The following is a 14,005-nucleotide window of genomic DNA, read 5'->3' as shown; positions in this document are numbered from 1 at the left end:
TTTTGAAGAGGCAAATAAAGGCACTATTTTTCTTGATGAAATCGGCGAAATGCCAGTGGAATTGCAAGCCAAAATTTTAAGGGTATTAGAAACTGGCGAATTTTAAAATTGGAGAAACAAAAGTAACACGTGTAGATGTTCGTATTATTGCAGCTACGAATCGTAATTTGGAAGAAGAAATAGCAAATGAACATTTCAGAAGTGACTTATTTTATCGTCTTTCGGTATTCAGTATTTATTTGCCAGCACTGCGTGAACGTAAGCAAGATATTCATTTATTGGCAAATCATTTTACACAAATCTTTTCTTTGCGTGCTAAGAGAAAAGAATTACAAATCTCGCCTGAATATATTACTGCATTGGAAAACCATCAATGGAAAGGAAATATTCGTGAACTTAAAAATTGCATAGAACGTAGTGTGATTTTATCAGATAATGATGTATTGTGTGTTGACACGCTTCCTTTTGCTAGTATAGCCGTTGATTCAGGTGTAAAAATGTTATCTGCCTTCTCCATGGCAAGTGTAGAAAAAGTGCATATTCAAAAAGTACTACACCATACTCAGGGAAACAAAGCAGAGGCTGCTCGTCTTTTGGAAATTGGTATTGCAACACTCTATCGTAAGATTGAAGAGTATAAATTAATACCATGAGCTAGAGGTTTCTGGTCTTACGGAGACTTCATGCTCTTTATTGTTATTTTCCCACCTGGAAGACTGTTTAGTTATTACTTTCATAATTATATTTCAAACTTTTGTTAACGAATTCCATACAGAGATGACTGTTTCCCCCGTAATCTCTTAATTGTTATTTAAACTGAACAAAACTATTATTCCTGCTCTTGCAATAAACAAACTGAAGATCCAATAGCATGTAATAGGGACTTTATTGATAAAAAGGTCGTACCAAATAGGTATTGTATCCACGGTGAGTCCACTATAAGTCCACAGTAAGTTCACCTTATATAGCACTCTCACCCTGCTAATACTAAGCTAGAACGCTGCTTACAGGTATACCCTATGTCAAGGTTGGTCCCTAGCAATACCCTAGAGCAGTGCAATACTTACGTATAAGAATCCCTTATAACCTTACAGCAGTTTACACGATATCTTTTGAAGAAAATCTTTCTATTATGATAAAGAGCCTATCAAAATGATAGGCTTTTTTGTTGGTAAATATCTCTGTTTTTAATATAATGAGTTGTTTTGTAGTGGTTTGCATGACTATTGGCAAAGTTGGACTAAAATTGGTATCCTCCATTTCCAAAAAGAATACTCATGTTAAATTCAAAATGGAAAAAAATCAGGCAGTACGACAGATACTGGAAATCCGGCATTACGCACGGATTATTGAAAATTGCTTTTGTCGCGATTGTGACTTTTGCACTTGTAAAATTTGTAGATCTTCTCAGCGCATAAATTATTAGATATGATAACAATAGTATTGACACTTGTCGGTATAATCTGTTTTGCATTATTTTTTAAATCAATTGACTTCTTTGATCAGATTTAATATGAGATCGAGATGCAAATAATTATACGATACACATGCAAATAGTATTGCTCGAGAGCTCATCAACAAATGAAAAAAGTAATAGAATGAAATCAAAAATGATAAGTACCCTAGAAGAATGGATACCAGAATCCAGTAACTGGATTTCGGCTAAAGAATTAGGCGATCATACAGTAGCTGATTATATCGTATTAGGGAAATTAGCAGAACAGTGTTTGAAAAAAATGAATTCGGGAAATGAATATGAGTATGCAGACGCCGAAGAAATTGCAAAAGTGGTGAATTTGATATATCAGGGAGGAAACCAATATACACGTAATGCGATCGAAAATGAATTTCTGACTAAGCTGTCCATAGAAGAAAGTCCAGCAAGTTTAAAAAAGCATCTGGCCATATTGCCAAAAGAATTGAGGAAGGAATACCTCAAAACGATAATGGAAAATTAAAATTATAGCAAACGATGATAGCATTACTCATAGTAGCAGTAGGCGTGTTTGCATACATCGTGTATGTATTACTAAAGCCCGAGCAGTTTTAACAATCAAACTGTGAATGAAATAATATTTAAAATTTAATTATGAATACAGAAATAATAGCCATAATCGTCATGTTTCTTGGTACGATCGCTTTAGCAATTCCTTTAGGGAAATATATTGCGAAAGTATTTGCTGGAAATAAGACAATCTTTGATCCCGTTTTCAATCCGATTCAAAGATTATTTTATAAACTAACAGGTATAAACCCAAAAGTTGAAATGAGTTGGAAGCAGCATATGGTTGCGATGCTCACGATCAATATGATTTGGTTTCTGGTGGGAATGCTGGTACTGATGATGCAAGGAAGATTACCTTTAAATCCAGATCAAAATCCAAGCATGACAGCAGATTTGGCATTCAACACGGTAATCTCTTTTGTTGTGAACTGTAATTTACAACATTACTCTGGTGAAACTGGGGTGAGTTATTTGGGACAATATTGGTTGATGTTTTTACAGTTTGTCAGTGCAGGTACAGGTATGGCTGCAGTAGTAACTCTTTTTAGAGCTTTTAGAGATAAAACAGCTACAGATTTAGGTAATTTTTATGAATATTTTATAAAATCCTGTACACGAATTCTGCTTCCATTATCCTTTATTGTAGCTATTATACTTGCTTTTCAAGGAACACCCATGACGTTTGAGGGTAAGGATACGATTGTAAGTCTGCAAGGTGATACCGTTGAAGTATCGCGAGGACCTGCCGCAGCGTTTGTTGCAATCAAACATATTGGAACAAATGGTGGTGGTTTTTTTGGAACCAATTCAGCTCACCCTTTTGAAAATCCGACCTATTTAAGCAATATGATCGAAATGGCCGCGCAGATGATCGTACCATTTGCCATGATATTTGCTTTCGGCTATTTTATTAAGAGGAGAAAATTGTCCTGGATGATGTTTGCCGTGATGACTGTAGGATTTTTGATGTTGGCAATTCCCAATATCAAGATGGAAATGGATGGTAACCCTGCTTTAACGAGTTTGGGAATTGATCAGTCATTAGGTGCAATGGAAGGAAAAGAAATCCGAATTGGAGCAGCAACATCTGGGTTCTGGAGTATTGTGACAACAGTGATTTCAACTGGATCTGTCAATTCCATGCACGATAGTTCAATGCCACTTTCCGGAATGAATGAATTATTAGCAATGATGATAAATAGTTTTTATGGAGGTGCAGGAGTTGGTATCCTTAACTTTTTCATCTTCATTATTCTTGCTGTATTTATCAGTGGCCTGATGGTGGGGCGCACACCCGAGTTTTTAGGAAAAAAAATAGAAGCTAGAGAAATGAAGATTGCGATGATTATTGCATTGATTCACCCATTTCTAATCTTAATCAGTGCAGGTTTAGCAACCGCATTTCCCGGACAAGGTGCATCAACACTAAACAATCCTGGTTTTCATGGTTTCAGTGAGATCTTATATGAATATACATCTTCATCGGCAAATAATGGAAGTGGATTCGAAGGTTTAGGTGATAATACACCTTGGTGGAATATCAGCACTGGTATCGTTTTGATCTTATCACGCTTCTTGCCGATTATCGGACCAGTAGCAATTGCAGGTTTGTTGGCTAAGAAAAAATTCATTCCTGAGGGCGAGGGAACTTTACAGACAGATACAGCAACTTTTGGGATTTTGGTATTTACAGTAATCATTATTGTAGCTGCATTATCATTTTTCCCAGCATTAGCGTTAGGTCCTATTGCTGAATATTTTTCTATGCGTTAATCTCATTTGAATAGTAACGGATCGCTGGGTAATGTATACAGACACGATCATTTACTTCATCAATATAAATAATTAAAAATGAATAAGAATCAATCATTATTTCAGAGTGATATGTTATTGCAGGCTTGCAAACAGTCTTTCGTGAAATTGAACCCCAAACTGATGTTTCGTAATCCCGTAATGTTTACGGTAGAGATCGGAACTTTTGTGATGCTAGTAGTCAGTTTATGGATATTGTCAGGAGAATCATCACAAGGTAGTTTTGGTTATAACTTCACCATATTTTTGATTTTATTGCTTACTCTGTTGTTTGCCAATTTTGCGGAAGCGATTGCTGAAGCTAGAGGAAAAGCACAAGCAGACAGTTTACGTAAAACAAGAGAGGAAACCCCTGCAAAATTAGCAAATGGAAGTATGATTTCTTCTTCACAACTTGTGAAAGGTGATATCTTTATATGTGAAGCAGGTGATATCATTCCTTCTGATGGAGAGATTGTTGCGGGCTTGGCAACGATAGACGAAAGCGCGATCACTGGAGAGTCGGCTCCTGTCATACGTGAAGCTGGAGGGGATAAAAGTAGTGTAACAGGCGGAACAAAAGTATTGTCCGATAAGATACATGTAAAGGTAACGACCGAACCAGGTGAAAGTTTTTTAGATAAAATGATCGCTTTGGTAGAAGGAGCAAGTCGTCAAAAAACACCAAATGAAATTGCATTGACCATTCTTTTAGCAGGTTTTACCTTGGTATTCATTATTGTTACTGTGACTTTAAAACCTTTTGCAGATTATGCCAATGCGCCCATCACAATTGTAGCTTTTATTTCACTATTTATCTGCTTAATACCCACTACGATTGGCGGATTATTATCCGCAATTGGTATCGCAGGAATGGATAGAGCGTTGCGGGCAAATGTCATTACTAAAAGCGGAAAAGCAGTAGAGACGGCTGGAGATATTGATGTCCTATTATTGGATAAAACTGGTACCATTACCATTGGTAACCGTAAAGCAACACATTTTTACCCAACGAAGGGCATAGCCGAAGAGCAACTGATTAAAGCTGCTGTATTAAGTTCAATGAGTGATGAAACTCCTGAAGGAAAATCAATCATTGAGTTGGCTGGTGTTAATCCGTTGGCATATCCAATCAATGCACCCGTTTTTATCAAATTCACGGCAGAGACAAGAAGTTCAGGGATCGATTTTGATCAGACTCGTATTCGTAAAGGTGCGACTGATGCGATCCGTAATATCGTTACGCAGGCCGGAAATGTATTTCCAGTAGATATAACCGATCAGGTTACTGAAATTTCTCAAAATGGAGGTACACCCTTAGTTGTTTGTGAAAACGAAATTGCTTTAGGCGTCATTGAATTGCAGGACGTTATTAAACCAGGGATTCAAGAGCGGTTCGAACGTTTACGGAAAATGGGTATCAAAACAGTTATGGTAACCGGCGATAATCCATTGACGGCAAAATATATTGCCGAAAAGGCCGGAGTCGATGATTTTATTGCTGAGCTAAGCCAGAGGATAAGATGAACTACATCAAAATGGAACAAGCTAATGGCCGTCTGGTTGCCATGATGGGAGATGGTACAAATGATGCTCCAGCACTGGCTCAGGCAGATGTTGGTGTTGCAATGAATAGTGGGACGCAAGCTGCTAAGGAAGCAGGCAACATGGTTGATTTGGATAATGATCCGACGAAATTGATCGAAGTTGTGGAGATCGGTAAACAATTATTGATGACTCGTGGCACACTTACTACTTTTAGTATTGCAAACGATGTGGCGAAATATTTTGCGATTATTCCTGCTTTATTCATTACGGCTATTCCAGCTTTGCAAGGATTAAATATTATGCAATTACATAGTCCAGAGAGTGCCATCTTATCTGCCGTGATATTCAATGCCCTAATTATTCCATTTTTAATTCCATTGGCTTTGAAAGGGGTGGCCTATAAACCCATAGGTGCAAGTGCACTGTTACGGCGTAATCTGCTCATTTTTGGAGTAGGGGGTATTTTGGTGCCATTTGTAGGCATCAATTGATTGATCTTATTGTATCCTTATTTATTTAAAAAAAACGAAATCATGAAAAAGCATATTTTACCAGCTATAAAGCTGACTTTTATCCTAATTGTTTTTTTTGCAGTCATCTATCCTTTTGCTGTATGGGCCATTGCTCAAGCAGCTCCAAATGAAGGTAAAGGTGAAATCATTACTTTTAAAGGTAGGACTTATTACAGCAATATTGGTCAGGCCTTTACAAATGATCACTATTTCTGGTCCCGTCCTTCTGCGGCTGGCTATAATGCAGCAGGATCTGCGGGAAGTAACAAAGGCCCTTCAAACCCGTCATATCTGGCAGAGGTAAAAGGTAGGATAGATACATTTTTGGTGCATAATCCCGCTATTACAAAAGCACAAATACCTGCTGATCTTATTACTGCAAGTGCGAGTGGCTTAGATCCTCACTTTTCAGTACAGGCAGCTCAGGTTCAGGTGAAACGTATTGCTAAGATCCGAAATATTGCAGAAGCAGACTTAATGACATTAATTCATGAGCATACCGAAAAACCATTAATCGGACTATTTGGTCCTGCGAAAATAAATGTATTAAAGTTGAATATTGCATTAGACCAATTATCTGCAAAATAATTTAATATGAAATATCCATGTCATACACATTCGAATAAATGTAATTCTGTCAAGAGTGATGTGTACGCAGTCTGGATATTTCATAGCATCCTTATACAATCAATTAACAAATGTGAAATCAAGCTGTAAAATCATCTGCTATGGATGTTAAGCATGATATACACGAATGCTCTATCAACAAAATGATAAAATTAAGATGAAAAAATATATCATCAGTTCCCTATTGTTATTAGGAACTATCCATATTTTGCAAGCACAAGAAAACGTTGAGATCAAAAATCCGTTAACGATTAGTGGCTATGTTGAAGTATACAGTCAGTACGATTTTTCTAACCCTAAAAATAATTCCCGACCAGGATATGTATACAGTCATCATCGTAATAATGAGGTTAATTTAAATCTTGGAATGATTAAATTAAATTATGAATCTGATAGAATCAGGACTAACCTGGCATTGGCGGCTGGTACTTATATGAATGCAAATTATGCTGCTGAACCAGTAACGTTGAAAAATATCTACGAAGCAAATGTCGGTATCAAGATTTCAGAAAAGCATAATTTATGGATTGATGCTGGTGTTTTGCCATCTCATATTGGATTTGAAAGCGCCATTAGTAAGGATTGCTATACCCTGACACGTAGTATAGGAGCGGATAACTCTCCTTATTTTGAAACAGGAGCTAAGATATCGTATACGACCGATGACGGTAAATGGATGATGAGCGGATTAGTTTTAAATGGCTGGCAAAGAATTCAGCGGATTGACGGAAACAGTACCCCCGCTTTTGGGCATCAGTTAACGTATAGGCCCACGGATAAAATAACTTTAAACAGCAGTTCGTTTATTGGTAATGATAAAGCCGATTCTGTTCGTCAGATGCGGTATTTTCATAATTTTTATGGACAGTTCCAACTGCATGATAAATTTACGGTTATAACAGGGTTTGATATTGGTGCTGAACAAAAAGAAAAAGGAAGCAGTCATTATAACACATGGTTTACTCCAGTTTTGATCGCTTCCTATAAACCTCATGATGATTTTGCTATAGCTTTACGAGGTGAATATTATCAAGATAAGAAAGGGATAATTATTAATACCGGAACTACAAATGGTTTTCAAACATTTGGTTATTCCTTTTCAGTAGATTATGTGGTTTTCTCAAATTTAGTATGGCGAACAGAGTTAAAGAGACTACAGAGTAAAGATGCTATTTTTGCTGATCGAATGATTCTTTGGAAAAAGATAATATGATTGGAATTACTTCTTTGGCATTACGTTTTTAATCAAATTATTATTTCTCTTGTTGTTTTATACTGGTTTATAAAATAACAAGAGAGCTAATAACATGATCTACACTTATATGGAAGAAAGAAAAGATGCGGAACATTTCTTAGGGCTGATAAAAAAATCTAGGAAAGGAAAATTTAAACTGTATATCGGTATGAGCGCTGGTGTAGGGAAGACTTATCGTATGCTACAAGAGGCACATATGCTTCTACATAGTGGGTAGATATTAAAATAGGTTATATTGAAACTCATAATAGAAAAGAAACACATGCATTATTGGATGGTATTCCGTTGATAACCAGACGTAAACTTTTTTATAAGGGAAAAGAGCTTGAAGAATTGGATGTTCAGGCGGTTATTAACATACATCCTGAAATTGTCATAATTGATGAACTTGCTCATAGTAATATTGAAGGAAGTGTCAATGCTAAGCGTTGGCAGGATGTTGTCGATATATTGGATGCAGGTATCAGTGTGATCAGCGCAGTCAATATTCAGCACATTGAAAGTCTGCATGATGAGATTAAGAATATAACAGGTGTTGATGTACAGGAACGTATACCCGATAGTGTGCTGGGATTGGCCGATGAGGTCGTTAATATTGATTTAACAGCTGAAGAGTTGATAAATAGATTGAAAGATGGTAAAATTTATGATGCTGCTAAGATAGAAATGGCATTAGCAAATTTTTTAATAGTGATCATATTTTGCAATTACGTGAACTGGCTTTAAAAGAAGTTGCTTCACAGGTGCAAAGGAAAGTTGAGACGGAGGTTATTCATCATAAATATATGAAGAAGGAGCAATTTCTAGCTTGTGTAAGTTCAAATGAGAAGACTGCTACGATCGTAATTCGTAAGACTGCAAGGTTAGCAAACTATTATAATAGTAAATGGTTTGTTCTCTATGTACAAACGCCTAAAGAAAGTGTTTCTAAAATAGCGCTGGATAAACAGCGACATTTGATTAATAATTTTAAATTAGCAACAGAATTGGGCGCCGAGATTATAAAGGTTAATCATAGCAAGATCGCTACAGCCATTATTGAGCAATGTGAAGCAAAACAGATAACGACAGTTTGTATAGGTAAGCCACATTTGGGATTAATCAAAATCATTTGGGCAACAAATACTTTTAATAAACTTCTGACGAAGCTTTCAAACGAAAAAATTGATCTTATAATTCTTTCATAATGCGTATAAAGACAAAATTAACTTTTGGTGTTGGGTCACTTTTTCTGATGATTGTACTATTGGTTGTGGTAAGTGGCTGGTATATCAATCAGTTGAAAAGGGATACCAATAATATTCTCGTTGCCAATTATAATACTTTGCAATATGCCCGCAATATGCTGTTGGCATTGGAAGAATATGATGTTGATCCAGTAGCGTTACATGATTTTAAGGAAAATCTAGAGAAACAAAAGCATAATGTTACTGAAATCGGAGAGGTGCAGGCTACAAAGATGGTCGAAAAACATTTCTATCAGTTTACTGAAAATAAAGCGGATGTTACGCTGCTTTCCAAAATAAGAAAAGACATTACTGAATTGATGCGTCTCAATATGGAAGCCATAGAACGTAAAAGTGATATTGCTTCTGTAACTGCAGAAAAAGCCATTGCTGTCATTTCCATTACCGGAACATTGTGTTTTCTGATTGCTTTTGTTCTGATCGTTAACCTGCCATCAAATATTGCAAATCCTATTAAAGAATTGACAGAAAGCATTAAGCAGATTGCAAATGAAAACTATAAAAAACGAATACATTATGATAAACGTAATGAATTTGGAGAGCTTGCAAATTCTTTTAATACAATGGCTGAAAAACTAGAAGAATATGCCGAAAGTAAATTGGATAAAATATTAAAAGGGAAAAAACGAATAGATACTCTTATTAATAACATGCATGATCCTGTAATTGGGATTGATGAACAGAAGGTGGTATTATTCGCGAATGAAGAAGCTTTGAAAATTTCTGGTTTACAAAATGAACAGCTAATTGGAAAGCAAATACAGGATGTAGCGGTGACAAATGATCTGATACGTGATTTTATCAAAGATATTTTTCAGGATCAGAAACAACGAGAAGCTACTCTTCTTAAGATTTATGCAAATGGTAAAGAAAGTTATTTTGAGAAGGAAATTGTCGATATCAATATTGTACCGACGGGAGAATTAGATTCTCAATTTATAGGACAGGTCATCATGTTGCGTAATATTACCCAGTTTAAAGAAATGGATTTCGCTAAAACGAATTTTATAGCAACCATATCGCATGAACTTAAAACACCGATTGCCTCCATAAAGATGGGGTTACAACTTTTAGAAAATAAACAAATTGGTGTACTCAATGAAGATCAAAATAATCTTGTTCAAAGTATCCGCGAGGATACCGGGAGGTTGTTGAAAATTACAGGTGAGCTTTTGAATATGACGCAGGTTGAAAGTGGGACCATTCAGTTAAATGTAGCACCGACCAATGTGAGCGAACTCATAGAATATGCTATACGGGCAACAAAAGCGATGGCAGAACAAAAACATATAGAATTGCAATTGCAAATGGAAAATAACCTACCAGATGTGCTCGCTGATAATGAAAAAACAGCCTGGGTATTGACCAACTTACTTTCAAATGCAGTACGTTATTCCTATGAAAATGCTATCATTGGGATCTCTATTGGATCTAGTGAGGATAAAGTGAAATTTGCAATTAAAGATGCTGGACAAGGTATAGAAGATCGGTATAAGGATAAAATATTTGAACGGTATTTTCGAATTCCGGGAACAAAAAAAGAAGGTACAGGTTTGGGTTTAAGTATCAGTAAAGAGTTTATCGAAGCACAGGGGGGGACTATAACTGTTGATAGTGAATATGGTTCAGGAAGTACTTTTTCTTTTACATTGAATCGTATTGATACCAATAATTTTAAAAAAAACTAGTGTCTGTAGCAAGACTTGAGATTGAGAAAATCTAATATATTTTTCATTCCATAATTTTCGCTTTGAGATTTGGAGTGGCCACAATAGGGTAAAGGTTCCTGTGTGCTTGGTAGTTGTAACAAGTGGTGTTGCGCATTCATTTTGCTTAAAGGTATGATAGCAATGCGCGATGGCGCATTGATTTATCACTCTGGTCAATGTATATACCAACTTAGCCGTTTGTCTTCGCGTTTTTGGTAAACCATTTTGCGTTGCAGCGGTGTAGTAATTCGCCATGTCCAATTGATTCATCACGCTGGCCAATGTATATTGAAATTTGGCCGTCTGTTTTTATTCTTACGGTAGTTCATTTTACGCTATTGCTTATTATTAACTCTGCATGGCTTATAGGTATTGCTACGTAACATGCTTTTAGAGAAATATTATTTTACTATTAAGTTAATTTAGTTTACTGGCGAGTAAAATTCTGATATTATTTAGCCTCTTGTTTAAATTAAAAAAGCTTCTCGTACAGAATAGATGCACTTAGGGAAAGTCTGATTTTTAGTTGAATTTATTGAACATCATATTGGGGAGCTTATTTTGTATTCGGAATTGACGTAAAACCCATACGACAGCTTTGATATGCCGTATGCCGAAATAAAATTAGCAGAAGGATTTATGAATACGGCATACCGCGACAAGATAAATCATATCCGTTCCCTTGCCATGTTACGTAGAAAATTGGGCTAATCTGAGTATATAACAAAAGAAGAGACTATCTTTAAAGAGAGCCTCTTCTTTTATTATGGGTTATAAAAGTTTATGCTAATTTGCCTAATGCTTCTTTGATACGTCTTAAAGCTTCTACTAAGCTTTCATCAGATGCAGCATATGACAGACGGATGTATTTGTCATTTCCAAATGAATCACCACCAACTGTTGCGACATGACCTACATTCAGTAGGTATAGAGCTAAGTCAGATGAATTGTTGATTACATTTCCATTCTCATCTTTTTTTCCAAAGAAAGAACTGATTTCTGGGAAGAAATAGAAAGCGCCTTCAGGTAAGTTTGTTTTAACTCCTGGAATTGCGGATAATAGATCATAAACCAGTTGACGACGACGAGCAAATGCCTCTTTCATTTTATTCACTGATGCTAATCCTTGCTCATAAGCAACGATTCCTGCACGTTGTGATATCGAACATGTTCCCGATGTCGTTTGTCCTTGTAATTTATCATTTGCAGCAGCGATCTCTTTATTACAAGCAATATAACCTAATCTCCAGCCGGTCATTGCAAATGCTTTGGAGAAACCGTTAATGATAATCACACGGTCTTTAATGCTATCAAATTGAGCGATAGATTCATGTTTGTCTACAAAATTGATATGTTCATAGATTTCATCTGATAAGATAAATACCTGTGGATGTTTTTCAAATACTTTTGCCAAAGCAGCTAACTCATCTTTACTATACACCGTACCTGTAGGGTTATTTGGTGATGAGAACATGAACAATTTAGTTTTAGGCGTGATAGCGGCCTCAAGTTGTTCAGGTGTAATTTTAAAGTTATTATCGATTTCAGTATTGATGAAAACCGATTTTCCTTCAGCTAAAACAACCATTTCTGAATAAGAAACCAGTATGGGGTGGGTATTACAACTTCATCACCAGGATTAACAAGTGTTAAAATAACATTTGATAAAGACTGTTTTGCACCTGTAGAAACTACGATTTGAGAGATGTCATAATCAAGATTATTTTCAATCTTCAATTTATTCACAATAGCCTGACGTAATTCTGGGTATCCCGGAACTGGCGAGTAACGTGTCCAATTTTCGTCTAAAGCTACCTTAGCAGCTTCTTTAACGTGTTCAGGAGTATTGAAATCTGGTTCGCCAACACTTAAGCTGATAACATTAACGCCTTTTGAGGCTAATTCGCGACCAAGCTTAGTCATTTTAAGCGTAGCCGACTCGGATAAGTTGTTTATCCTATCTGATAAATATGATTGTGTGCTCATGGTAAGACAAAGATATTATTTAGAATGCAAATAATACTTTAATTTCTTGAAAAAAGACAAACGATTGCTTCTTTTTTACTGAAAATATGTAAAATTATTAAGATTTTGATTGCTTTAGAATAACATCTATTCTAATCTTTCATCTCCTATATTACCGATGTTACTATGTTAGAAATATACGATAAATTTTATAATGATATTTCTGCTTAGCATTGATCACCATTTCATTTTATCAGATTGCATTGATGTAAAAGAGTATGCTAAAAGATTAGTAGTTTCAAACTAAAAAGGAAATCGTAGCGTTATATGACTACCTTTGTCGCGAAAATAAAGTAATATTATGTCTAAGCAAAAAAGATTAGTTCTGCTATCCTTTTGACAGGGCTGGGATTGATGATCATCAAATTTGTCGCGTATTTCCTTACTGCTTCCAATGCTATTTTCACCGATGCTGCGGAAAGTATTGTCAATGTCATTGCCTCAAGTTTTGCTTTCTATAGTATTTATTTAGCCGCTCAACCTAAAGATAACAATCATCCGTATGGCCATGGAAAAGTTGAATTCTTTTCTGTTTTCTTGGAAGGGGGACTTATTTTTATAGCCGGATCAATCATATTAGTAAAAGGATTTTATAATATCTTTTTCCCATCTACATTATCAAATTTGGAAGAAGGGATCGGTTTAGTTTCTGTTACGGCCCTGATTAATTTTATAATTGGATTCTACATCATGAAAAGAGGGCGAGCATTGGGTTCTCTTACATTGGAAGCCGACGGTAAACATCTACAAGTTGATGCCTATAGTACAATAGGCCTAGTAGTCGGTCTTATTCTTATGAAATTAACAGGCTTAAAGTGGATCGATATTGCTATTTCTTTTGTCTTGGGCACTTTTATTTTATATAATGGGTATAAATTGTTACGTCAGTCAGTGGGTGGACTTATGGATGAGTCAGATGTAGATCTTGTAAAAGAAGTCGTTCAAGTTTTGCAGGAAAACCGTCATACAGATTGGATTGATATACACAATCTGCGTGTCCAACGATATGGCAATGAATTGCATGTAGATTGTCACTTGACACTTCCGAATTATTATTCTTTAATTAAAGTACACGATGAAATCTCGATTTTAGATAAAATAGTTAATACCAAAATGTCTGTTGAAACCGAGTTTTTTATTCACGCAGATCCATGCCTCCCTGAATGTTGCAGCTACTGTCAGGTAAAAGACTGTCCGATAAGATCGCAAGAGTTTACAGTTGAGATTGAATGGCAAGTCGAAAACGTCACAGCAAATCGAAAACATTTTTTATCTTAATCGATAAA

Annotated in this window: 7 protein-coding genes and 4 pseudogenes; 10 read left to right on the top strand and 1 reads right to left on the bottom strand. The window is 35.8% G+C overall.

The genetic code is table 11. The features are described from left to right. From L950_RS01485 to L950_RS01450, 9 genes and pseudogenes are all read left to right on the top strand, one after another. Window positions 1-653: pseudogene (locus tag L950_RS01485) on the top strand (sigma 54-interacting transcriptional regulator); the annotation flags it as partial. 945 nt (window positions 654-1,598) lie between these two features. Beyond that, a complete protein-coding gene (locus L950_RS01480; RefSeq protein ID WP_021191539.1) occupies window positions 1,599-1,958 on the top strand; it encodes a hypothetical protein in 360 nt (119 codons plus the stop codon). 14 nt (window positions 1,959-1,972) lie between these two features. Beyond that, window positions 1,973-2,050, top strand: a complete 78-nt coding sequence (gene kdpF, locus L950_RS36990) for a K(+)-transporting ATPase subunit F (protein WP_084825336.1) — start codon at window positions 1,973-1,975, stop codon at window positions 2,048-2,050. Between the two features lie 39 nt (window positions 2,051-2,089). Next, a complete protein-coding gene (gene kdpA / locus L950_RS01475; RefSeq protein ID WP_031289229.1) occupies window positions 2,090-3,778 on the top strand; it encodes a potassium-transporting ATPase subunit KdpA in 1,689 nt (562 codons plus the stop codon). A gap of 78 nt (window positions 3,779-3,856) precedes the next feature. Next, window positions 3,857-5,864: pseudogene (kdpB, locus tag L950_RS01470) on the top strand (potassium-transporting ATPase subunit KdpB). A 13-nt stretch (window positions 5,865-5,877) separates the two neighbouring features. After that, the gene (locus L950_RS01465; RefSeq protein WP_031289228.1) at window positions 5,878-6,444 is read left to right on the top strand and encodes a K(+)-transporting ATPase subunit C; all 567 of its coding nucleotides are present in this window, start codon (window positions 5,878-5,880) and stop codon (window positions 6,442-6,444) included. A gap of 196 nt (window positions 6,445-6,640) precedes the next feature. Then, window positions 6,641-7,696, top strand: coding sequence for a porin (locus L950_RS01460; RefSeq protein ID WP_156169480.1), 1,056 nt, complete (start codon window positions 6,641-6,643; stop codon window positions 7,694-7,696). A gap of 109 nt (window positions 7,697-7,805) precedes the next feature. Next, window positions 7,806-8,925: pseudogene (locus L950_RS01455) on the top strand (sensor protein KdpD). Then, window positions 8,925-10,673, top strand: a complete 1,749-nt coding sequence (locus tag L950_RS01450; RefSeq protein ID WP_021191532.1) for an ATP-binding protein — start codon at window positions 8,925-8,927, stop codon at window positions 10,671-10,673. The pseudogene L950_RS01455 and the gene L950_RS01450 overlap by 1 nt, the downstream one beginning before the upstream one ends. An 802-nt stretch (window positions 10,674-11,475) precedes the next feature. Here the strand turns inward: L950_RS01450 and L950_RS01445 are convergent. Next, window positions 11,476-12,617 (bottom strand): annotated as a pseudogene (locus L950_RS01445) (pyridoxal phosphate-dependent aminotransferase). A gap of 456 nt (window positions 12,618-13,073) precedes the next feature. On the opposite strand from L950_RS01445, the gene L950_RS01440 reads away from it, so the two are divergent. Then, complete coding sequence (locus L950_RS01440; RefSeq protein WP_021191531.1) at window positions 13,074-13,997, top strand: cation diffusion facilitator family transporter; 924 nt, start codon at window positions 13,074-13,076, stop codon at window positions 13,995-13,997. Window positions 13,998-14,005: the final 8 nt, after the last annotated feature.

This window comes from Sphingobacterium sp. IITKGP-BTPF85 (assembly GCF_001006065.1).
Lineage (GTDB): Bacteria > Bacteroidota > Bacteroidia > Sphingobacteriales > Sphingobacteriaceae > Sphingobacterium > Sphingobacterium anhuiense.
Note: the sequence above shows the minus strand (reverse complement) of the source record. Positions and strands in the feature narration are given on the sequence as shown.